General features: G+C 69.7%; 22 protein-coding genes. 8 read left to right on the forward strand and 14 right to left on the reverse strand.

The annotated features are described in order from the left end of the window. Positions 1-141: 141 nt before the first annotated feature. Positions 142-699, reverse strand: coding sequence for a glycine zipper 2TM domain-containing protein (locus BRESU_RS09045; protein ID WP_169308016.1), 558 nt, complete (start codon positions 697-699; stop codon positions 142-144). Positions 700-865: 166 nt separating this feature from the next. Between BRESU_RS09045 and BRESU_RS09050 the strand changes: the two genes are divergently transcribed. Beyond that, entirely contained in the window at positions 866-2,104 is a 1,239-nt protein-coding gene (locus tag BRESU_RS09050; protein ID WP_013269238.1) for a class I SAM-dependent RNA methyltransferase, read from the forward strand. A gap of 51 nt (positions 2,105-2,155) precedes the next feature. On the opposite strand, the gene BRESU_RS09055 is transcribed toward BRESU_RS09050, so the two are convergent. Further along, entirely contained in the window at positions 2,156-3,232 is a 1,077-nt protein-coding gene (locus BRESU_RS09055) for a PA0069 family radical SAM protein (protein ID WP_013269239.1), read from the reverse strand. Positions 3,233-3,351: 119 nt separating this feature from the next. On the opposite strand from BRESU_RS09055, the gene BRESU_RS09060 reads away from it, so the two are divergent. Next, a complete protein-coding gene (locus tag BRESU_RS09060) occupies positions 3,352-3,711 on the forward strand; it encodes an endonuclease domain-containing protein (protein WP_245528554.1) in 360 nt (119 codons plus the stop codon). A gap of 65 nt (positions 3,712-3,776) precedes the next feature. Here the strand turns inward: BRESU_RS09060 and topA are convergent, their stop codons facing one another. The 3 genes from topA to plsY form a co-directional block, all read right to left on the reverse strand. Continuing rightward, the gene (topA, locus tag BRESU_RS09065) at positions 3,777-6,410 is read right to left on the reverse strand and encodes a type I DNA topoisomerase (protein WP_013269241.1); all 2,634 of its coding nucleotides are present in this window, start codon (positions 6,408-6,410) and stop codon (positions 3,777-3,779) included. 140 nt (positions 6,411-6,550) lie between these two features. Continuing rightward, positions 6,551-7,633 carry a DNA-processing protein DprA gene (gene dprA / locus BRESU_RS09070; protein ID WP_013269242.1) on the reverse strand — a complete coding sequence of 361 codons (1,083 nt, stop codon included), beginning with the start codon at positions 7,631-7,633 and terminating at the stop codon, positions 6,551-6,553. Then, a complete protein-coding gene (plsY, locus tag BRESU_RS09075; RefSeq protein ID WP_013269243.1) occupies positions 7,630-8,271 on the reverse strand; it encodes a glycerol-3-phosphate 1-O-acyltransferase PlsY in 642 nt (213 codons plus the stop codon). Before plsY ends, dprA begins: the two co-directional genes overlap by 4 nt. A gap of 131 nt (positions 8,272-8,402) precedes the next feature. Between plsY and BRESU_RS09080 the strand changes: the two genes are divergently transcribed. Beyond that, positions 8,403-9,323 (forward strand): glycerophosphodiester phosphodiesterase family protein, encoded by a 921-nt coding sequence (locus BRESU_RS09080; RefSeq protein WP_041762338.1) that lies wholly within the window; start codon positions 8,403-8,405, stop codon positions 9,321-9,323. Between the two features lie 22 nt (positions 9,324-9,345). Here BRESU_RS09080 and pyrC read toward each other — a convergent pair whose 3' ends face one another. The 4 genes from pyrC to ruvX form a co-directional block, all read right to left on the reverse strand. After that, entirely contained in the window at positions 9,346-10,623 is a 1,278-nt protein-coding gene (gene pyrC / locus BRESU_RS09085; protein ID WP_013269245.1) for a dihydroorotase, read from the reverse strand. Next, complete coding sequence (locus tag BRESU_RS09090) at positions 10,620-11,600, reverse strand: aspartate carbamoyltransferase catalytic subunit (RefSeq protein WP_013269246.1); 981 nt, start codon at positions 11,598-11,600, stop codon at positions 10,620-10,622. The genes pyrC and BRESU_RS09090 overlap by 4 nt, the downstream gene beginning before the upstream one ends. 23 nt (positions 11,601-11,623) lie before the next feature. Next, positions 11,624-12,547 carry an AEC family transporter gene (locus BRESU_RS09095; protein WP_013269247.1) on the reverse strand — a complete coding sequence of 308 codons (924 nt, stop codon included), beginning with the start codon at positions 12,545-12,547 and terminating at the stop codon, positions 11,624-11,626. A 130-nt stretch (positions 12,548-12,677) separates the two neighbouring features. After that, the gene (ruvX, locus tag BRESU_RS09100) at positions 12,678-13,175 is read right to left on the reverse strand and encodes a Holliday junction resolvase RuvX (protein WP_041761490.1); all 498 of its coding nucleotides are present in this window, start codon (positions 13,173-13,175) and stop codon (positions 12,678-12,680) included. A gap of 73 nt (positions 13,176-13,248) precedes the next feature. Between ruvX and BRESU_RS09105 the strand changes: the two genes are divergently transcribed. The 4 genes from BRESU_RS09105 to gatA all read left to right on the forward strand — a co-directional run bounded on the left by BRESU_RS09105 (position 13,249) and on the right by gatA (position 16,006). Next, positions 13,249-13,770 carry a hypothetical protein gene (locus BRESU_RS09105; protein ID WP_013269249.1) on the forward strand — a complete coding sequence of 174 codons (522 nt, stop codon included), beginning with the start codon at positions 13,249-13,251 and terminating at the stop codon, positions 13,768-13,770. A gap of 104 nt (positions 13,771-13,874) precedes the next feature. Beyond that, a complete protein-coding gene (locus BRESU_RS09110; protein ID WP_013269250.1) occupies positions 13,875-14,171 on the forward strand; it encodes a hypothetical protein in 297 nt (98 codons plus the stop codon). A 68-nt stretch (positions 14,172-14,239) separates the two neighbouring features. Next, entirely contained in the window at positions 14,240-14,527 is a 288-nt protein-coding gene (gatC, locus tag BRESU_RS09115) for an Asp-tRNA(Asn)/Glu-tRNA(Gln) amidotransferase subunit GatC (RefSeq protein ID WP_013269251.1), read from the forward strand. Continuing rightward, on the forward strand, positions 14,528-16,006 hold the full coding sequence (gene gatA, locus BRESU_RS09120) for an Asp-tRNA(Asn)/Glu-tRNA(Gln) amidotransferase subunit GatA (protein WP_013269252.1): 1,479 nt from the start codon (positions 14,528-14,530) through the stop codon (positions 16,004-16,006). 40 nt (positions 16,007-16,046) lie between these two features. Here gatA and BRESU_RS09125 read toward each other — a convergent pair whose 3' ends face one another. Beyond that, on the reverse strand, positions 16,047-16,379 hold the full coding sequence (locus BRESU_RS09125) for a hypothetical protein (protein ID WP_013269253.1): 333 nt from the start codon (positions 16,377-16,379) through the stop codon (positions 16,047-16,049). A gap of 103 nt (positions 16,380-16,482) precedes the next feature. Here BRESU_RS09125 and gatB point away from each other — a divergent pair, with 103 nt between their 5' ends. Then, positions 16,483-17,985 (forward strand): Asp-tRNA(Asn)/Glu-tRNA(Gln) amidotransferase subunit GatB, encoded by a 1,503-nt coding sequence (gatB, locus tag BRESU_RS09130; RefSeq protein WP_013269254.1) that lies wholly within the window; start codon positions 16,483-16,485, stop codon positions 17,983-17,985. On the opposite strand, the gene BRESU_RS09135 is transcribed toward gatB, so the two are convergent. The 4 genes from BRESU_RS09135 to xseA all read right to left on the reverse strand — a co-directional run bounded on the left by BRESU_RS09135 (position 17,982) and on the right by xseA (position 20,597). Next, complete coding sequence (locus tag BRESU_RS09135; protein WP_013269255.1) at positions 17,982-18,206, reverse strand: hypothetical protein; 225 nt, start codon at positions 18,204-18,206, stop codon at positions 17,982-17,984. The genes gatB and BRESU_RS09135 overlap by 4 nt on opposite strands. Continuing rightward, positions 18,203-18,379 (reverse strand): hypothetical protein, encoded by a 177-nt coding sequence (locus BRESU_RS17395; protein WP_013269256.1) that lies wholly within the window; start codon positions 18,377-18,379, stop codon positions 18,203-18,205. Before BRESU_RS17395 ends, BRESU_RS09135 begins: the two co-directional genes overlap by 4 nt. Before the next feature lie 109 nt (positions 18,380-18,488). Then, a complete protein-coding gene (locus BRESU_RS09140) occupies positions 18,489-18,893 on the reverse strand; it encodes an RcnB family protein (protein ID WP_013269257.1) in 405 nt (134 codons plus the stop codon). A gap of 114 nt (positions 18,894-19,007) precedes the next feature. Further along, the gene (xseA, locus tag BRESU_RS09145; RefSeq protein WP_013269258.1) at positions 19,008-20,597 is read right to left on the reverse strand and encodes an exodeoxyribonuclease VII large subunit; all 1,590 of its coding nucleotides are present in this window, start codon (positions 20,595-20,597) and stop codon (positions 19,008-19,010) included. Positions 20,598-20,653: the final 56 nt, after the last annotated feature.

Below are 20,653 nucleotides of genomic sequence, written 5' to 3' on the forward strand. Positions count from 1 at the left end.
GGCAGCGAGCCGTCGCGCGTCGGGCTTTGGCCGTTTGGGACAAGTGAAAGCCGCCGATGGATTGCTCCACCGGCGGCTCCCGTCACGTCGTCGGTCGACAGGGGGGCTGAAAACTAACCGACGCCGCGATCCTGTTGACCGTTACCGGGGCACCCAGCCGCGGCGCGGGTCGTAAACGTAATAGCCGTCGGCGCTGACCTGGTAGCCGTTGTCGTAGCGACGGTCGTTCGAGCGGCTGTCATAGCGACGATCGTCGTAGCGGCCGTAGGACTGGGCCCGGTCGTCGTAGCGATCCCGGTCGTTGTAGTAGGTCGCCGGCGGGGCGTAGGCCGACCCCTGGTAGCCGTTCGACTGGCAATTGCTGTTCGACGCACGACCGACCTGGGATCCGACGATGGCACCCAGCACGCCGCCGATGATCGAGCCTTCGGTGCGGTTGCCACGGGCCGCGATCTGCGAGCCGGCGACGGCTCCGACGCCTGCGCCGATTAGGGCACCCGCGCCCGTCCGACCCTGACCCAGCGTCTGGCAACGATCGCGGTAGCCATTGTTGCCGTAGCCCTGGTTGTAGCCGTAGGGCTGGCTGTAGCCCTGGTTCTGGTAGCTGTTGCCGTAGCCATAGGACTGGGCCGAGGCGGCGGCGGGCATCAGGGTGAAGGCACCGATGACGGCGGCGACGGCGGCGACTGAACTCTTCATCGAAACGGACATCGGGAGGATCCCCTGTGTTGGGAGACGCGGGGTGCGGCTCCGATCTGATGCTCCGGTTTTAGGGGTTCGAACCTGAACGCGTTTTGAGCGGGTCGTTCATCTTCGTTCAGGTTTCGCGATGCGCGTCAGGGCGTCTAGAAGCCGAGCGATGAGCATGACGTTGAAGATCGCCCGGGTGGCCGGACAGGGAGACGGCGTGGCCGAGACGCCGGGCGGGCCGGTCTTCGTGCCCCTGACCCTGCCCGGCGAGACCGTGCGCGGCGAGGTCCGGGACGGGCGGATGGACGGGGCGGAGGTGGTCGAGGCCAGTCCAGACCGGGTGCCGCCGGTGTCGCCGCAGTATGGCGACTGCGGCGGATGTTCGCTGCAGCACTGGGCCAGCAAGCCGTATCTCGACTGGAAGCGGGACCAGGTGGTCGCAGCCCTGGCGCGCGAGCGGATCGAGACGGAAGTCGAGGCGACGGTGGCGGTGCCGCCGGGGACGCGGCGACGGCTGGCCCTGCATGCGCGGCGGCTGGAGGACGGGCGCGTCGTGCTGGGGTTCAAGGCGCGCAAGTCGTGGCGGCTGGTGGAGGTGACGACCTGTCCGGTGGCCGACCCCCGGCTGGTGGCCGCCTTTCCGCTGCTGGCGAAGATGGCGGGCGCCTTCCTGGAACATCCGAAATCCGCCCCGACCCTGCATGTGACCTGGACGCTGGACGGACTGGACGTCGATGTGACGGGGGTCGAGCGCCGCTCGGGCGGGCTGTCCGCGGACCGCCAGATGCAGGCGATCCGGGCGGCGGGCGAGGGCGACCTGGCCCGGCTGAGCCTGGCCGGCGAGACGCTGGTGATGGCGCGGCAGCCGAGGGTCCGCTTCGGCCCGGCGACGGTCCCCCTGCCGGCGGGCGGCTTCCTGCAGGCGGTGCCGGAGGCTGAAGACGCGATGACGTCGCGGGCCGTGGCGGCGGTGAAGGGCGCGAAGGTCGTCGCCGACCTGTTCTGCGGAGCCGGGACCTTCACCTTCCCGCTGGCGACGGTGGCGCGGGTGATCGCGGCGGACGCCTCGGCCGCCGGGATCGCGGCGCTGAAGGTCGGGATCGGATCGGCCAAGGGCATGAAGGCCATCGAGGCCCAGGCCCGCGACCTGTTCCGGCGCCCGCTGACGCCCTTCGACCTCAAGGCCTGCGAGGCCATCGTGTTCGACCCGCCGCGCGCCGGGGCCATCGACCAGACGGCCCAGATCGCGGGGACGAAGGCAGCGGTCGTCGTGGGCGTGTCCTGCAATCCCCAGACCTTCGCCCGGGACGCGCGGGTGCTGATCGACTCAGGGTTCCGGCTGGAGACGGTCACGCCCGTGGACCAGTTCCTGTGGTCCAGCCATGTCGAGCTGGTCGGGGTGTTCCGGCGATAGGGCGAACGAAAAACACCGTCCGACCCGTTCGACCCGTTCGACCCGTTCGGGTCAGGCGAACAGCTCCAGCTGCGGCCGGGCATCGGCGGGGACGCGGAACTTCGTCACGTCCAGATCGTGGCGCGGGCTCTCCAGACCATAGCGTTTGACGGCGGCCTTGAAGCGGGCGGCGATCAGGTCGGCGACGGGGCCGGTGCCCTTCATGCGCTGGGACCAGTCGGCGTCGTAGTCCTTGCCGCCCCGGGTCTGGCGGATCAGGGACATCACGCGGGCGGCGCGCTCGGGGCGGGCGTCGGCCAACCACTCGCGGAACAGGTCCTTGATCTCGAGCGGCAGGCGCAGGGTGACGTACATGGCCGTGGTCGCCCCGGCCTTGGCCGCAGCCTCCAGGACGGCCTCCAGCTCGTGATCGTTGAGCCCGGGGATCACCGGGGCGAAGCCGACGCCGACGGGCACGCCGGCCTCGGCCAGGCGGCTTATGGCCTCGAGGCGCTTCGCAGGCGTCGAGGCGCGGGGCTCCATGGCGCGGGCGAGGCCCCGGTCCAGGGTCGTGATCGACACGAAGGCGCTGGCCAGACGGTCGCGGCCCATCGGCCCAAGGATGTCCACATCGCGGGTGATCAGATTCGATTTGGTGATGATGGAGAAGGGCTGGTTGAACCGCCGGCAGACCTGAAGGATCGACCGCGTCGATTTCAGATCGCGCTCGACCGGCTGATAGGGGTCGGTGTTGCCGCCTATGTGGATGCGTTTGCAGACGTACCGGGGCGCGAGGAGCTCGCGTTCCAGGAGACCCGCGGCCTCGGGCTTGAAGAAGATCCGGCTCTCGAAATCCAGGCCCGGGGATAGGCCCATCCAGGCATGGGATGGACGGGCGTAGCAGTAGATGCAGCCATGTTCGCAGCCTTTGTACGGGTTGATCGAGCGGTCGAAACCGATGTCGGGACTGGTGTTCTTCGCGATGATGGTCCGCGCGTGCTCGGGCGTGAGCGTGGTGCGGATCTGCGTCGGGGCCTCGTCCTCCGGCGTCCAGCCGTCATCGAAGGCCTCGTGCGTGGTCGCCTCGTAGCGGCCCGTGGCGTTGGTGCGGGCACCGCGTCCTTTCGTCGGCAGGGGGCGGGGGGACATGACGACAGGGTAAGGCTGGAAACAGAACAAAACAAGAACTAATGTTGCAGATGTGTCTCCTCCTCGAGCCGAAGGCTCGGGGAGGTGGCTCGAAGCGCAGCGGAGAGACGGAGGGGCTCTTGACCACGCAGGGTGCAGTGAGCAGGGCGCGGGTGCTTCGACGCACGCTGACGCCGCCGGAAGCGAGGCTCTGGATTTGTCTTCGAGGTCGCAAACTGGCCGGCCTGAAGTTTCGGCGTCAGCATCCGGTCGGGCCGTATGTCCTCGACTTCTACTGCGCTGAGGCGCGGCTTGCCGTCGAAGTGGATGGCCAGATCCATATGCAGGCGGAGCATTGGGAGAAGGATCAGCGACGCACGGCCTGGCTGAAGGCGCAGGGCGTTTTCGTGCTTCGACTTTCGGCCGAAAGCGTCAGGGTCAATCTTGATAGCGTGCTGACGTGGATCAGGACGAATGCGGAAGAGCGTGTGCGCGGTTAAGAGCCCCTCCACCCCTTCGGGGTCCCCCTCCCCATCGCCAAATGGCGACGGGGAGGAGACGTGGATCAGGCGACAGTCTTGGTCTTCTTCGCAGCGGGCTTCTTGGCAGCCGGCTTCTTCGCAGCGGCCGGTTTCTTCGCAGCGGCCGTCTTGGGGGCGGCCTTCTTCGCCGGGGCCTTCTTGGCCTTGGGGGCCACCAGGGCGCGGGCGGCGAGAAGCGGCACGGCGATCTCCATCGTCATGTCCTCGGGCGCCGTCCCCTTGGGCAGGGTGGCGTTGATCTTGCCGGACTTGACGTAGGGACCGAAGCGGCCGGCCATTACGTGGACCGGCTCGCCGCTTTCGGGGTGGGCCCCGAGGTCCTTCAGCGGGGCCACGGCGGCTCCGCGTCCGGCGAACTTGCCGGCGCGTTTTTCGGCCAGGAGCACGACCGCACGGTTCAGGCCGATGTCGAAAACCTCATCGATATCCGCGACATTGGCATAGGTCCCGGCATGCAGGATGAAGGGGCCGTAGCGGCCGAGGCCGGCGGTGATGGGCTTGCCGTCCTCCGGGTGATCGCCGACGGGACGCGGCAGGGCCAGCAGGCGCACGGCCTGTTCCAGCGTCAGGGTCGCCGGGCTCCAGCCCTTGGGCAGGGACGAGCGTTTGGGCTTCTCCTCACCCGGATTGGCGGTTTCGACATAGGGGCCGAAGCGGCCGATCTTCAGCGCGACCGGCAGTCCCGTCGCCTCGTCGATGCCCAGTTCGCGATCGCCGCCGGCCTCGTCACCGGCGTTCTCGCCCGCGCCGAAGCCGCGGGTGTAGCGGCATTCGGGATAGTTGGAGCAGCCGATGAAGGAGGACTTCATCTTGAAGCTGGCCTTCAGGTGCAGGTGTCCGGTCTTGCACAGGGGGCACAGGCGGGCGTCGGACCCGTCGGCCTTCTCGGGGAACAGGAACGGACCGATGGCGGTGTCGAGCTCGTCGATCACACCCTGACGTTCCAGCACGGCGGCGGTCGCGGGTTTCAGCTTGGACCAGAACTCGCGCAGCAGCGCCTTCCAGTCCATGTCGCCGGCCGACACCTCGTCGAGCTGGTTCTCCAGGGCGGCGGTGAAGTCGTATTCGACCCAGCGGCCGAAGAACTGCTCGAGGAAGGCCGTGACCAGACGGCCGTTGTCCTCGGGAATGAACCGGTTCTTGTCCATGCGGACGTATTCGCGGTCGCGCAGCGTCGTCAGGATCGAGGCATAGGTCGAGGGCCGGCCGATGCCGAGCTCTTCCAGCTTCTTGACCAGGGTCGCCTCGGAATAGCGGGGCGGGGGCTCGGTGAAATGCTGGTCGGTGCGGATGGCCTCGACCTTGGCCTTGGCGCCCTCCTTGAGGGTCGGCAGGCGGGCCGTGTCGTCGTCCTCCTCGGACTCGGCCCCCTTCTGCTTCTCGTCGCGACCTTCCTCATACACGGCCAGGAAGCCGTCGAAGGTCACGACCTGGCCGGTGGCACGCAGGCCGGTCTGGCCGTCGGGGGTCTCGACCTCGACCGTGGTGCGGTCCAGGCGCGCGGCCTCCATCTGGGAGGCGACCATCCGCTTCCAGATCAGCTCGTAGAGGCGCTGGAGGTCGCTCTCGAGGCGCAGGCTGTCGGGACGACGGGCGATGTTGGTCGGCCGGATCGCCTCGTGCGCTTCCTGAGCGTTCTTGGCCTTCGTCTTGTAATAACGGGCTTCTGCCGGGACGAAGGCCGGGCCGAAGGTCTCGCCGATGACCTCGCGGGCCTGGGCGATGCCCTCGGGCGTGGTCTGGACGCCGTCGGTCCGCATATAGGTGATCAGGCCGCCGGTCTCGTCGACGCCCTCGTACAGCTTCTGGGCCGCGCGCATGGTCCGCTGTGCGTCGAAGCCGAGCTTGCGCGACGCCTCCTGCTGCAGGGTCGAGGTGGTGAAGGGCGGCGAAGGGAAGCGGCGGACCGGCTTCTTCTCGATCGAGCGGATGGTGAAGTCGCCGGTCTGGATGGCGTCGCGCGCCGCGTTGGCGGTCGCCTCGTCCTTGATGTCGAGGCGCTGGATCCGCTTGCCGGCGTGCTTGACCAGACGGGTGGTGAAGGGCGGGCTGTCGGCGGCCAGATCGGCCTCGATCGACCAGTATTCCTGGGGCCGGAAGCGTTCGATCTCGAGTTCGCGATCGACGACGATGCGCAGGGCCACCGACTGTACCCGGCCGGCCGAGCGGGCCCCGGGGAGCTTGCGCCACAGCACCGGCGACAGGGTGAAGCCCACCAGATAGTCCAGTGCGCGGCGCGCCAGATAGGCCTCGACCAGCTCCATGTCGATCTGGCGCGGGTTGGCCATGGCCTCCAGCACGGCCGACTTGGTGATGGCGTTGAAGGTCACGCGCTCGACCGGCGTGTCCTTGATGGCCTTCTTCTTGTTCAGGACCTCCAGCACGTGCCAGCTGATCGCCTCCCCCTCGCGGTCGGGGTCGGTCGCGAGAATGACGCGGTCGGCCCGCTTGGCGGCGGCGGCGATCTCGGTCATCCGGGTCGAGGCGCGGGCGTCGACCTCCCACTCCATGGCAAAGTCCTCGTCCGGCTTGACCGAGCCGTCCTTCGACGGAAGGTCGCGGATGTGGCCATAGGAGGCGAGCACCTCGAAGCCGGAGCCGAGGTATTTATTGATGGTCTTGGCCTTGGCGGGGCTCTCGACGATGACGAGATTCATTGCGGCTCAGTCTGGGAGGAGGGGGGGGGCAGAACGTGGTTGGGCGCGGGCCTTAAGTCAATCAGGCTGTTCCGGACCGCGATATTCCCGTTTCGGTTGGGCCATGGCTCGCGGTTGCAGGCGCCACCGTGGGCCCTGCCCTAGGTAGAGGCGGACCCGCCAGGCAGAAGCGTCGCCCGGCCGGCGAGGCTGAGTTCCAGCAGGGCGGCGGCGACGGCGCCGATCGGGGCGTTCAGGGCCCGGGCGATCTCGTCGCGGGGCGTGGGCGTGGGGGACAGCAGGGCGGCGACCCGGTCCAGGAAGGCCGCGTCGACGTCATCCCCGCCGTCGAGAAACGGAGGATCGGCCGGCGGCTCCCGAAGGGTGCGCAGCGTCTCGAAGGCGCGCCGGACATCGTCGATGCCCTCGCACAGGATGGCCCCCTGCCGCAGGAGCTCGTTGGGACCCTTCGAGCGCGGGTCCAGCGGCGAGCCGGGGACGGCGAAGACGTCGCGGCCCTGTTCCCCGGCCAGCCGCGCGGTGATCAGGGAGCCGGACCGCAGCTCGGCCTCGACCACGATGACGCCGCGCGACAGGCCGGAGATGATGCGGTTGCGGCGCGGGAAGTCGCGGGCCTGGGCCCGGGCCCCCATGGGGCTTTCGGAGACGATACAGCCCTGTTGGGCGATCTGGTCGTAGAGGCTGGCGTTGTCCGGAGGATAGACGTCGTCGACCCCTCCGCCGAGGACGGCGACGGTCCCGGTCGCGAGCGACCCGGCGTGGGCGGCCGCGTCGATGCCCCGCGCGAGGCCGGACACGACGACGAATCCGGCCTCGCCCAACTGCTGCGCCAGACCGCGCGCGATCCTCTGGCCGCCCGCCGAGGCGATCCGGGCCCCGACGACGGCGACCGATTCCCGGCCGAGGAGGGCCACGTCTCCCCGCGCCCAGAGCAGGGGCGGGGGCGGGTCGAGCGCCGCCAGCATGGCGGGGAAGTCCGGGTCGCCGAGGACCAGCAGGGTGGCCCCGGCGCGCGCTCCGGCCGCCAGTTCGGCGTCGATGCGGCTGTGATCCGGCAGGGTGTAGCCGTGGCCGCCCCCCTTGCGGACGAGGTCGGGCAGGACGTCGAGCGCCCGGACGGCGGTGCCGAAGCGCTCCAGAAGCTGCTGGAAGGAGACGGGTCCGACGCGGTCGGCGCGGGCGAGGCGCAGGCGGGCGAACCGCTCGGCCTCGGGCAGGCTCACGCCTTCTTTGCGGCCCCGATCCGCGGCTCCGCACCCTTGAGCAGGCGGCCGATATTCTCGTGGTGGCGGATGTAGATCAGAACGGCCGTGGCGATGGCCAGAACGAAGACCGGCTGGGGCGCGGGCAGGCCGAGCGCAGGCAGGGGCAGCAGGGCGTAGAGGGGCGCGGCGGCGGCGGCCACGAGGGCGGCCAGCGAGGAATAACGCAGCAGGAAGGCCACGATCAGCCAGGTCGCGCCCGCCATCAGGCCCAGCGGCCAGCAGGCGGCGATCATCAGGCCGAAGAAGGTGGCGACCCCCTTGCCGCCCTTGAATCCCAGCCAGACGGGAAACAGGTGACCCAGAAAGGCCGCGCCGCCGGCGATGGCTCCGGCCGCCTCCGAGTTCAGGAAGTGGCGGGCCAGAAGCAGGGCGACGGCGCCCTTGCCGGCATCCAGCAGCAGGGTGGCGAGGGCCAGGTCCTTGCGCCCGGTGCGCAGCACATTGGTCGCGCCGATATTGCCCGAGCCGATATTGCGCACGTCGCCGGTCCCGGCGGCGCGGGTGATCAGAACGCCGAAGGGGATGGAGCCCAGCAGATAGCCGCCCACGGCGACGAGGCCGAGCGTGAGAAGCGCTGGGCCGACCAGATCCTGCAACCGATTCGCTCCCGCCTGACGTGCCCCGTGACAATGCGTCGGCGCAGCGATGGGGGCAAGGGTTCCGGGGGTGACGGCCTGCCGGATGTGCGGGTATGAGGGCGCAAATCCCTGACCCTTCCGGTATGGCCATGACCCGTCTTTCGCTCGCGACCCTGCTCCTGGCCTCGACGGTCGCAGGATGCGCGGGGGCACCGCCGGTCGCCCCGACCTCCGCCCCGCGCATGGCCGCCTATTTCGACTGCGTGCGCGAGCGCGGCGGGATCGCCATCTCGGCGCACCGGGCCCAGTCGGGAGAGGACCAGCCCGAGAACTCCCTCCAGGCCATCGAGGCGACGGGGCGGGCCATTCCGGGGGCGATCCTCGAGATGGATGCGGCCCTGACGCGCGACGGCGTGCTGGTGATGATGCACGACGACAGTCTGGACCGGACGACCACGGGGCGGGGTCTGGTCGCCGACCGCACCCTGGCCGAGGTCAAGGCCGCGCGGCTGCGGGCCCCCGACGGGACCCTGACCGGGGCCGCCCCGCCGACGCTGGACGAGGCACTGGCCGCCGCCGGCCGGGTCGGGGCCATCGCCTCGATCGACCTGAAGCCCTCCAGCGAGGCGGCGACCGTGGCCCTCGCGCGGCAGGTGGTCGATCAGGTGCGACGGTCGGGGGCGGCGGATCGCGTCATCCTGATCACCTATTCCGCCGAGGCCGCGCGCGCCGTCTCGGCCATGGCCCCGGAGATGATGATCTCGGCCGGGCTGGACGACGTCGCCGGGCTGGAGGGGCTGAACCCGGCGCAGATCCTGGCCTGGACCGGCACCCGCGAAGCGCGGCCCGCGCTGTGGCGGGCGCTGGGCGCGCGCGATGTCGAGGTCCAGTTCGGGACGCTCGGCGGGTCCGATCGCTCCTGGGACCGCGTCTATGCGGCGGACGGGGACGTCAGCGAATACCGCGCCCTGTTCGATCAGGGCGTGACGGTGATCGCGACCGATACGCCGCTGGCCGTCAAGGGCGTGCTGGGGGCGGAGCTGACGGCGGCGCAGGGCTGCCGGCGCTGACGCTCTTCTGACGGGCGAGGGTCTAGGCGCTATAGACCGTCCGACCACCCACCACCGTCATCTCGACCCGGCCCTGCAGCCTGCGCCCGTCGAACGGGGAGTTCTTGGACTTGGAGCGCAGGGTGGCGGCGTCCACCACGACCGGGGCGCCGGGATCGAACAGGATCAGGTCGGCGGGGGCACCGGCCGTGAGCGCGCCGGCGTCCAGACCCAGCAGGGTCGCGGGGCCGTGGGTCAGGGGGCGCAGCACGTCGAGGAGGTCGAGGCCTTCCTCGTGGTGCAGGCCGAGAGCGGCGGGCAGAAGCGTTTCGAGGCCGACGGCACCGGGCGCGGCCTCGGCGAAGGGGCGGCGCTTGTCCTCGGCGGGGGCGGGGGTATGGGCCGAGGTGATGGCCTCGATCAGACCGTCGCGGACCGCCTCGATCAGGGCCCGCCGGTCGCTCTCGGGCCGCAGCGGCGGGTCCAGCCGGAAGAAGGTCCGGTAGTCGCCGATGTCGATCTCGTTGAAGCACAGGTGGTTGATCGAGACGCTGGCGGCGACCTCCAGCCCCCGGGCGCGGGCTCGGGCCAGGACCTCGAGCGCGGCCTCGGTGGAGATCTGGTCGACCAGGAAGCGCGCGCCGGTCTGTTCGACCAGGGCAAGGTCGCGCTCCAGCTGGATGCGTTCGGCGATGGCGGGGGCCCCGGACAGGCCCAGGCGGGTGGCCAGCTCGCCCGAGGTGGCGACAGCCCCCTCGGACAGCCAGGGGTCGGCCGGACGGCAGGCGATCAGGGCGTTGAAGGCCGAGGCATAGGACATGATCCGCGACAGCACACGGCTGTCGGCGATGACGTGGTCGCCGTCGGTGAAATACAGCGCGCCCGCCTCGTGCATCAGGCCGATCTCGGCCATCCGCTTGCCGTCGCGGCCCCGGGTGGCGGCCCCGGCGGCGCGGACGTTGACCAGGTTCAGGGCCGCGCCCCGGCGCTGGATGAAGTCGACCATGGCGGGATCGTCGACGGCGGGGTCGGTGTCGGGCTGGATGACGATGGTGGTGACGCCCCCGGCCGCGGCCGAGAGACTGGCGGACTTAAGCGTCTCCTTGGGCTCGGCCCCGGGCTCGCCGGTGCGGACGCGGATGTCGATGAGACCGGGAGACAGGCACAGCCCAGCAGCGTCGATGACCCGGTTGGCGGTCAGGGCGGCCGCCCCATGCTCGACGCGGGTGATGACCCCGTCCTCGATCAGGACCGCGCCGGGACCGTCGTAGTCGGAGGCGGGATCGAGCAGGCGGGCGTTGACGATGGCGAGACTGGTCATGCCGCGCCCTCCAGCCGGGCCGAAAGGGAGGCGAGGACGGCCATGCGGGCGGCGACCCCCATCTCGACCTGGTCCTGGATCAGGGAGACGCTCAGGTCGTCGGCGACGTCGGAATCGATCTCGACGCCCCGGTTCATCGGTCCGGGATGCATGACCTTCGCGCCCGGACTGGCCCAGGCCAGCTTCTCGCGATCGAGGCCCCAGAAGCGGAAATACTCGCGGGTCGAGGGGACGAGCGCCCCGTCCATCCGCTCCAGCTGCAGGCGCAGCATCATGACGACGTCGCAGCCCTTGAGGCCCTCGCGCATGTCGTGGAACACCTCGCAGCCCCAGCGGTCGGCGTCACCGGGCACGAGGGTCGGCGGGCCGATCAGGCGGACGCGAGCCCCCATCATCGACAGCAGGGCGACGTTGGAACGGGCGACGCGGCTGTGGGCGATGTCGCCGCAGATGGCCACGGTCAGGCCGCCGACGTCGCCGAAGGCGCGTCGCAGGCTGAGGAGGTCCAGCAGGGCCTGGGTCGGATGTTCGTGGCGCCCGTCGCCGGCGTTGACGACCGCGCAGCCGACCTTCTGCGACAGCAGGGCGGCGGCACCGGAGGCGGAGTGGCGCACGACCAGGATGTCGGGGCGCATGGCGTTCAGGGTGACGGCGGTGTCGATCAGGGTCTCGCCCTTCTTCACCGATGAGGCCTGGACCGGCATGGTGACGACGTCGGCCCCCAGCCGCTTGGCCGCGATCTCGAACGAGGAGCTGGTCCGGGTCGAGTTCTCGAAGAACAGGTTCAGCACGGTGCGGCCGCGCAGCAGTTCCAGCCCCTTGGTCGATTCGCGGTTCAGATCGACGAAGACGTCGGCCAGATCGAGCAGGGCGAGCGTGAACGGCGGATTGAGGTCCGCAGCGGCCAGGAAATGGGATTTCGGGAACGGGACCAGCCGGTCGGCGATCAGGTCGGCAGCGACAGCGGTATGGGTCATCAAAGCCCGGCTATAAACGCGTCTTACGCCAGATGGAACAGGGCGAGGGCCACGGGAATGCCCAGGGCGCTGCCGACGGTGGTCAGGGCCACGATCCCCGCCATCAGCGGCGCGTCGCCGCCCATCTGACGCGCCAGCAGATAGGCGGCGGCCGCGCCGGGCGCGGCTCCGCACAGCAGGGCGGTCGCCTGGGCCAGTTCGTTGCCCCCGTAGAGCACGCACAGGCCCCACATGAGCGGCGGCATGACCATGAGCTTGACCACGGTGACGCCCGCCACGGTCCATTTGCGCCGGGCCACCTCGGCGAAGCTGAGCCCCGCCCCGGCGACGATCAGCCCGAGGGGGAGGGCGGCTCCGCCCAGCAGCTTCAGCGTGTCGGAAATGCCCGGGATGGGCGGGACATGGAGGAAGTTCAGGGCCAGACCGGTCAGACAGGCCACCAGGATCGGGTTGGCCAGCATGGCCCGGGTCAGGGCCAGGGGCGAGACGCCGCGCTGGTCGGCGCCCCAGCGGGCGAGGACGGCCACGCAGGCGATGTTGGTGACCGGGATGATGCAGGCGATCATGACGGCGGCGAGCGCCAGCCCTTCCGCCCCGTAGGCCGACTGGATGACGGGCAGGAAGACGAAGCTGTTCCAGCGGATCGTGCCCTGGAACACGCTGGTGAAGGCCGGCCCGTCGATCTTCAGCAGCGGTTTGGCCAGCAGCGTCAGGGCACCCACGATGAGAACCGCCGTAACCGCCGATCCGCCCGCCGCGCCCGCGCTGCCGCCCGACAGGTCGGCGTCCCAGATCGCGGGGATCAGGAAGCCGGGATAGAGCAGGTTGATCGACAGCTTCTCGATCGGCCGCCAGGTGGCGTCCGGCAGGAAGTCGGATTTGCGCAGGCCATAGCCGATGGCGATCAGGATGAAGACCGGGACGATGCCCGCGATGAGAGCCGTCACCGCCGTGTCTCCCTCCCCCTCGGGGGAGGGTCGTCGAGGCGCAGCCTCGACGGGGTGGGAAGGGTCGGGCGATCCAGAAACAGGTCGGTGGGGCCTTGCCTTGCCGTCCCCACCCGGCTGCTGCTGCGCATCAGCCACCCTCCCCGGAGCGGGGAGGGAGAGGTTGGTGGCGAACCCGGTCCAGCGCTCCCTGCAGGATCCACGCGGCCGCCGTGCGGTCGACCACACCGGCGCGGCGCTTCCGGGACAGGTCCAGTTCGTCGATCAGGAACCGCTCGACGGCGGAGGTGGACAGCCGTTCGTCCCAGAAGGCGACGTTGACCGGACGGATCCGGTCCAGATTGCGGGCGAAGGCGCGGCAGGACTGGGCGCGAGGCCCTTCCGTGCCGTCCATATTGACGGGCAGCCCGATGACGAGGGCCGAAACCTTGCGGTGGTCCATCAGCCGGAACAGGGCATGGGCCTCGGCCGTGAACTTCGACTTGCGGATCAGCTCCAGCGGGCTGGCGATCATGCGCGAGGTGTCGGAGGTGGCCACGCCGATGGTCGTCTCACCCAGATCCAGCCCCATCCAGGCGGTGTCGGGCGGGCAGGCGGCGGCGAGGTCTGTCAGATTCAATACGGGCACAGCGGGGGCGGTAGGCGTTGCCATGATGGCTGTCAAAGGCGAGGGTGAGCGTCACCATAACGGAGGGGGTATCATGTCGCGTCATCTGTTCATCGCCATGGCTCTGGCGAGCACCGTGGCCGCCACGGCCTGCAACGCCCAGCCCGAGGTCAAGGTCACGACGACGACCGAGGCGGCCGCCGTGCCGCAGGCCGCGCCCCTGACCGCGTCGGGCGCGCCCGAAACCCTGACCGTCGAGGCCGAGAGTGAAACGCTTCAGTCGGCCGCCAGTGTCGTGCGGATGGACTGGGTCGCCGAGGACGGGGCCAAGATGTTCGGCACGGCCGGGGGCGATCCGGCGATGAACGGTCTGTACAGCTACATCGCCTTCTACGGCGGCCCGGGCGACGGATGGTCGGTGTTCATGCTGGGCAACTTCCTCGACTACACGGTTCTGTCGTCCTCGGCGGGCCGGGTCGATCTGGATCTGCACGAAAGCACCTACAACGAGGCCTCGGGCGAGATCGGCAGCCGCCATCGCAAGGTGATCGTGTCCTGGACCGTTCCGGCCGAGGACGAGGCCCCGACGGCGATCACGGTGACGCCCGCCTCGTGAGGCACAGATGCGCCGTAGCGAAGGCCGGACTGCTGGTCGCCGTGCTGTCGGCCACGGCGGGCTGTGCGATCGACCGGTCCGCCCCTGGCGCTTCGACCGGGCCGATGGTGATGCTGACGGGGCGCGTCCTCTCGACGAGAGAGGTCACCGGCATGATGGGTGACGTCGCCGTCGTGTGGGGGGCCTATGTCGTGGTCCGGATGGACGGCCTCGGCGATCCTGTGACCGTGATCGATGCGACGGCCTCCTGCGATGTACCTGTAGCAAGCGGCGCCACGTACCGCTTCCGTCTCCAGCGGGCACGTCTCCCCCTGGCCGTTACGATGGATGCCGAGCCGCCGCCCGCCGCGGATCTATTGGTCGTGGCCTGCGAACCCCTGGGCCTTGGGCAGCCTTCCTGACTGCAACCTTGTGAAACCCTTTCCACGCCGCTAATCCCGCCGGCTCAGGTTTCGCATTGGAGGGCCGCATGGCCATCGACGCCGCGACGGTGAGGAAGGTCGCCCACCTCGCCCGCATCAAGACCCCCGACGACCGGCTGGAGCCGCTGGCCGGCGAGCTGAACGCCATCATGGCCTGGATCGACCAGTTGAACGAGGTCGATGTGGCGGGTGTGGAGCCCATGACGTCCAACGTCGCCCAGCCGCTGCGCCTGCGCGATGACGCGGTGACGGACGGCGCGCGGGTCGAGGCGGTGCTGTCGAACGCGCCGAAGTCGGCGGACGGCTTCTACGTCGTGCCCAAGGTGGTCGAATAGATGTCGGATCTGACCCAACTGACCCTGAAGGCCGCCGTCGACGGCCTGAAGACCAAGGCCTTTTCGTCCGAAGAGATCACCCGCGCCTTCGTCTCGAACATCGAGGCCGCCAACCCGACCCTGAACGCCTATGTCGAGGTCACCGCCGACAAGGCCATGACCATGGCCAGGGCCTCCGACGCCCGGATCGCCTCGGGCGACGCCGGGGCGCTGGAAGGCGCGCCGCTGGGCATCAAGGACCTGTTCTGCACCGAGGGCGTGCAGACCACCGCCGGCTCCAACATGCTGCGCGGCTTCGTGCCGCCGTATGAGTCCACCGTCACCGCCAATCTGTGGCGCGACGGGGCGGTCATGCTGGGCAAGCTGAACATGGACGAGTTCGCCATGGGCTCGTCCAACGAGACCAGCGCCTTCGGGCCGGTGGTGAACCCCTGGAAATCAAAGGCGTCCAATGCCGACCTGACGCCGGGCGGAAGCTCGGGTGGATCGGCATCCGCAGTGGCGGCGGAGCTGTGCCTGGCCGCGACGGCATCGGATACGGGCGGATCGATCCGCCAGCCCGCCGCCTTCACCGGCACGGTCGGGATCAAGCCCACCTATGGCCGCGCCAGCCGGTTCGGCATGGTGGCCTTCGCCTCTTCGCTGGATCAGGCCGGTCCGATCACGAAGACGGTCGAGGACGCGGCCCTGATGCTGCGATCCATGTGCTCCTTCGACGTGAAGGACTCGACCAGTCTGGACGTGCCGACGCCGGACTGGACCCAGTCGGTCGGCCAGTCGGTCCGGGGCCTGCGCATCGGCGTGCCGCGCGAATACGTCGTCGACGGCATGCCGGCCGAGATCCAGGCGCTGTGGGATCAGGGCGTCCAGTGGCTCAAGGATGCGGGCTGCGAGATCGTCGACATCAGCCTGCCGCACACGAAATACGCCCTGCCGACCTATTATATTGTGGCCCCCGCCGAGGCGTCGTCGAACCTGGCCCGCTATGACGGCATGCGGTTCGGCCACCGGGCGGAGACGGCCTCGTCGCTGACGGACCTGTACGAGACCAGTCGGGCCGAAGGGTTCGGGGCGGAGGTCAAGCGGCGTCTGGTGATCGGGGCCTATGTCCTGTCGGCCGGGTTCTACGACGCCTACTACGTCCGGGCCCTGAAGGTGCGTCGGCGCATCGCCGAGGATTTCGACAAGGTCTGGGGCCAGGTGGACGCCATCCTGACGCCGTCGACCCCGTCGGCCGCCTTTGCCGTGGGCGACAAACAGATCGACCCGGTGACGATGTATCTGAACGACGTCTTCACGGTCACGGCCAACCTGGCGGGGCTGCCCGGCATTTCGGTGCCCGCGGGTCTGGATTCCAACGGCCTGCCGCTGGGTCTTCAGGTCATCGGCAAGGCGCTGGACGAGGCGACCGTCTTCCGGGTCGGCGCGGCCCTGGAGCAGGCGGCCGGCGGCGTGGGCAAGGCCGACCGCTGGTGGTGAGGGACTGATCCTCGATCGACGAGGATCAGTCCGTTTTCACTCAGGTCGCCGGCAGGGCCTTCAGGTCGGTGTCGATGGCTTCAATGATCGCCGGCGTGACGGCTCCGCCGGACAGCGGCGCGACCTGGCTCAGGGTCATGTCCTGGAACTGGGGCAGGGCCGGGTGCTGCGAGACACCAGGCAGGTGCTTCTCGAGCACGGCGGCGGTGGCCGGGTTGGCCAGCAGGTCCTTGATGGAGGACGTGATGGTCGGCAGGGCCGCGTGGTCCGCATGGGCGGCGTGGTCGGCCGGCGGGGTCGCGGGCGCGGTCTGGGCCGAGGCGGCGGTGGCGACGGCGGCGAGCGCGGCCGCAGCAAGGATGGACTTCATCATCTGACAGATTCCGGGTTGGTGAGTGGCGGAGCATGACCCGGAAATCGTGACGCACTCAAGACAGGAACTTCCGCATCGGTCGCCGTGGCGCTAATCAGGGCCCATGACCGACACGATCGACACATCGAACCTCATCCAGGGCCGGACCGGGGCCTGGGAAATCGTCATGGGGCTGGAAATCCACGCCCAGGTGGCGTCGAAGGCCAAGCTGTTCTCCGGGGCCGCCGTCGGCTTCGGCGCGGGCCCGAACGAGCAGGTGTCGCTGATCGACGCGGGCTTCCCCGGCATGCTGCCGACCCTGAACGCCCACTGCGTCGAACAGGCCGTGAAGACCGGGCTGGGCCTGAACGCCACGATCAACAAGCGCAGCCAGTTCGACCGGAAGAACTATTTCTATCCCGACCTGCCGCAGGGCTATCAGATCAGCCAGCTGTACTTCCCGATCGTCGGCGAGGGCGTCATCGAGGTCGAGGCCGAGGACGGCAGCTTCTTCAACGTGGGCATCGAGCGGCTGCACCTGGAACAGGACGCCGGCAAGCTGATCCACGACCTGTCGCCGACCGAGAGCTATGTCGACCTGAACCGCGCGGGGACGGCCCTGATGGAGATCGTCTCGCGGCCGGACATCCGCTCGCCGGAAGAGGCGGTCGCCTATGTGAAGAAGATCCGGACCATCCTGATCTATCTGGGCACCTGCGACGGGGACATGGAGAAGGGCAACCTGAGGGCGGACGTGAACGTCTCGGTCTGCCGCGAGGGCCAGTACGCGAAGTTCAAGGCGACCGGTGACTTCAGCCATCTGGGCACGCGCTGCGAGATCAAGAACGTGAACTCGTTCCGCTTCATCTCCCAGGCCATCAACTACGAGGCGCGCCGCCAGATCGAGATCCTGGAGGACGGCGGCAAGATCGTTCAGGAGACGCGCCTGTACGACCCGACGGCCGGCGAGACGCGGTCGATGCGGTCCAAGGAAGAAGCCAACGATTACCGTTACTTCCCGGACCCCGATCTCTTGCCGCTGGAGCTGGAACAGGCCTGGATCGACGCCATCAAGGCGAACCTGCCCGAGCTGCCGGACGACAAGCGCCGGCGGCTGATGGCCGACTATGGCCTGTCGCAGTACGACGCCGTGGTGCTGACCTCCGAACAGGCCAAGGCGGACTATTTCGAGGAAGCCGCCATGGGGCGGGACGCCAAGCTGGTGGCCAACTGGGTGACCAACGAACTGTCGGCGCGGCTGGCGGCGGACGGCAGGGACTTCTCCGAGAGCCCCCTCCCGGCGGCGCACGTCGGAGAACTCGTCGCGCTGATCGAGGAGGGGGTCATCTCCTCCAAGATCGCCAAGGAGGTGTTCGATCACGTCTGGAACGGCGAAGGCTCGCCGCGTGCGGTGGTCGAGGCGCGCGGCCTCGTGCAGGTCAACGACACCGGGGCGATCGAGAAGGCCGTGGACGAGATCATCGCCGCCAATCCGGACAAGGCGGCGGCCGTGGCCGAGAAGCCCCAGGCCATCGGCTGGTTCGTCGGTCAGGTCATGAAGGCGACCGGCGGCAAGGCGAACCCTGCCGCCGCCAACGAGATCCTGAAGGCGAAGCTGGGCCTCTAGGCGTCGCCCGGCTGGGGCGTGGCCTCGGCCTGGGTGACCGGCGGCGCGACGTCGGGACGGTGCGTATCGGCGTCGACCTCGTGGATCGACACGATGGCCTCGCCCGGTCGCGCATCGACCACGGCCGCGTCCGAGGCCTGCACCGCCGTGGGCGAGGGGACGACGACGTCGCGCTGGCCGTCCGGACCCTCCAGGGTCACCCGGAACAGGCGCTCGGTCACGATCCCGTTCCGAAACCGTCAGAACCGCCGGCCCCTGCGGCCCCGTCGCCGCCGGTGGCGGGCTTGGCCGGCCCTTCCGACGGGCGCGTGACGCTGGTCTGGTCGGGGCGGGTCGTTTCGGTGTGTTCGGGCGGGCTGGTGGGCTTGCTGGTGTCGGGCTGCTGGTCGGTCATGTCGGGCTCCTTGCTCTCTCTGGAAGCCGCATGAACCCTGGGTGTGGTTCCCACGAAAAAGCCCGCCCGGATCGCTCCGGGCGGGCTTCTCGCCCAACGCTGCGAGCGTCTAGTTGCTCAGCAGCGAGATGATGACGCCGGTGGCCAGGGCCGCCAGGACCACGTCGCCGGTATCCGTCCGGTAGTAGCCATAGCCGCGCGGGGGCTGGCGATAGCCGTAGCGGTTGTAGTCGCGGATGTACCAGCTGGAGCGGTACTGGTGCGGGAGGGTCGCGCCGCGGTAATAGCGGCGGTGGTCGCGATACTGGTCGCGCTGGCCACGGCGGTAATCGTTGTAGCGCTCGCGGTTGGTATAGCGGCCGCCGTCCCAGCGATTCTGGTCGGCGCGGCGCTCCCAGCGCTCGTAGCGACCGTCGCGGTCACGATCGTAGTGGCGCGATTGAGCCGATGCGGCGACCGGCGCGGCCAGGGTGGCCAGAGCCATGGCACCGATGATGAGGGTCTTGTTCTTCACTGTACTGCTCCGTTCCGGGGCCGCTTTCGCAGCCAGTCACTCAGCCCGACCTGAAGGCCAGACTCGCAGCCGCTGGATGAACCCGACCTGAATGCCTCCTTCAGGAAACGGGGATCAGAACAGGCTGCCCTGATCGACGGGCGCGGTGCGCGGCTTGCCGGGCGGTCGGGGCGCCGACGCCGGGCCATCGATCGTCGCGCCCTGCGATCCGTCGGCGAAGTTGAGGCTGACCCGCTGGCCCGGCGACAGGGCGGCGGCGGAGGCGATCATCTTGCCGGTCTCGTCGTCGATCCGCGCGAAGCCGGGCTTGGGGCGGCGGGGATCAAGGGTCGCCAGGGCGCGGGCGAGGGCGGCGAGGCGGTCGGATGCGCGCAGGATGGCCTGGGGCCGGGCCCGGTCGAGCCGGGCGACCGTGGCGGTCAGGCGGTCGCTGCGCTGTTCGAGGCGATGCCTGAGCGGGGCGGGCGTCAGCCTGCCGCTGACCTGCAGCAGGCGACGCTCATGTCTGGCGGCGTTGGCGCCGAGCGCGGCGACCAGACGGCTGCCCAGCCCGTCCAGCCGGGCCGTGCGCTGTTCGACGGCGCGGTCCAGCAGGCGGGGCGAGAACCGGCCTGCGACCCCCACCAGCCGACGGTGATGCAGCTCGACGTTGCGGCCCAGACCCGACCCCAGTCGGCTGGCGGCATGGTCCAGACGCTGCTGGGCCAGGGCGATCAGGTCCTCGGGCCGCGCGGGAAGGCCCCGGGCGACGGCGCGCAGACGAACGCGCCGGTCCTCCAGCAGACGGGCGCCCGCGCGGTCCAGCCGGCGTTCCAGATCGGTGACGGCGGCACGGAGGTCGGCCAGGACCGGCGTGGCGATCTCGGCCGCGCCGGTCGGTGTCGGTGCCCTGCGGTCGGACACGAAGTCGATCAGGGTGGTGTCGGTCTCGTGCCCTACGGCCGAGATGATGGGGATAGTGGCCGCCGCCACCGTGCGGGCGAGGCCCTCGTCGTTGAAGCACCACAGGTCCTCGACCGAGCCGCCGCCGCGCGCGACGATCAGCAGGTCGGGGCGCGGGATAGGACCGCCCGGCGTCATGGCGTCGAAGCCGCGGATGGCGGCCCCGACCTGACCGCAGGCGGCATCGCCCTGGACGACCACGGGCCAGACGATGACATGGCAGGGCCAGCGCTCGGCGATGCGGTGCAAAATATCGCGGATGACCGCGCCGGTCGGGCTGGTGATCACGCCGATGGTGCGGGGGTAGAGCGGAATGGACCGCTTGCGGGCCGGATCGAACAGGCCTTCGCCCGACAGACGGACCTTCAGCCGCTCCAGCTGGGCCAGCAGGGCCCCGGCACCGGCCGCCTCCATCGATTCGATCACGATCTGGTAGCTGGACCGCGCCGGATAGGAGGTGATCTTGCCGGTGACGATGACCTCCAGGCCCGTCTCGGGCTGGACACCCAGGCCGCGCGCCGACCCCTTCCAGACGACGCCGTCGATGGCGGACTTGTCGTCCTTCAGCGTCAGATAGATGTGGCCCGAGGCGTGGCGATTGACCTTGGAGATCTCGCCCCGCAGCCGGACGTGGCCGAATCGGTCCTCCAGCGTGCGCTTCAGGGCGAACGACAGCTCCGAGATCGACAGGGGCGGATTGTTATCGCGCGCGGGGGCGGGCGTGGCCTCTTCGGGCCCGGCGAAGACGTAGTCGTCGGTCATGACGGCAGTCTATGGCGCGTCGGCCTGTGCGCAAACCGCCGCATTCGGATTATACC

The organism is Brevundimonas subvibrioides ATCC 15264 (assembly GCF_000144605.1).
In the GTDB taxonomy this organism is placed as follows: domain Bacteria; phylum Pseudomonadota; class Alphaproteobacteria; order Caulobacterales; family Caulobacteraceae; genus Brevundimonas; species Brevundimonas subvibrioides.

Coding starts and splice junctions, on each gene's coding strand:
- BRESU_RS09045 (WP_169308016.1), bottom strand. CDS start 699: ATGAAGAGTTCAGTCGCCGCCGTCGCCGCCGTCATCGGTGCCTTCACC.
- BRESU_RS09050 (WP_013269238.1), top strand. CDS start 866: ATGACGTTGAAGATCGCCCGGGTGGCCGGACAGGGAGACGGCGTGGCC.
- BRESU_RS09055 (WP_013269239.1), bottom strand. CDS start 3,232: ATGTCCCCCCGCCCCCTGCCGACGAAAGGACGCGGTGCCCGCACCAAC.
- topA (WP_013269241.1), bottom strand. CDS start 6,410: ATGAATCTCGTCATCGTCGAGAGCCCCGCCAAGGCCAAGACCATCAAT.
- BRESU_RS09080 (WP_041762338.1), top strand. CDS start 8,403: ATGACCCGTCTTTCGCTCGCGACCCTGCTCCTGGCCTCGACGGTCGCA.
- pyrC (WP_013269245.1), bottom strand. CDS start 10,623: ATGACCAGTCTCGCCATCGTCAACGCCCGCCTGCTCGATCCCGCCTCC.
- BRESU_RS09090 (WP_013269246.1), bottom strand. CDS start 11,600: ATGACCCATACCGCTGTCGCTGCCGACCTGATCGCCGACCGGCTGGTC.
- BRESU_RS09105 (WP_013269249.1), top strand. CDS start 13,249: ATGTCGCGTCATCTGTTCATCGCCATGGCTCTGGCGAGCACCGTGGCC.
- BRESU_RS09110 (WP_013269250.1), top strand. CDS start 13,875: ATGGTGATGCTGACGGGGCGCGTCCTCTCGACGAGAGAGGTCACCGGC.
- gatC (WP_013269251.1), top strand. CDS start 14,240: ATGGCCATCGACGCCGCGACGGTGAGGAAGGTCGCCCACCTCGCCCGC.
- gatA (WP_013269252.1), top strand. CDS start 14,528: ATGTCGGATCTGACCCAACTGACCCTGAAGGCCGCCGTCGACGGCCTG.
- BRESU_RS09125 (WP_013269253.1), bottom strand. CDS start 16,379: ATGATGAAGTCCATCCTTGCTGCGGCCGCGCTCGCCGCCGTCGCCACC.
- gatB (WP_013269254.1), top strand. CDS start 16,483: ATGACCGACACGATCGACACATCGAACCTCATCCAGGGCCGGACCGGG.
- BRESU_RS17395 (WP_013269256.1), bottom strand. CDS start 18,379: ATGACCGACCAGCAGCCCGACACCAGCAAGCCCACCAGCCCGCCCGAA.
- xseA (WP_013269258.1), bottom strand. CDS start 20,597: ATGACCGACGACTACGTCTTCGCCGGGCCCGAAGAGGCCACGCCCGCC.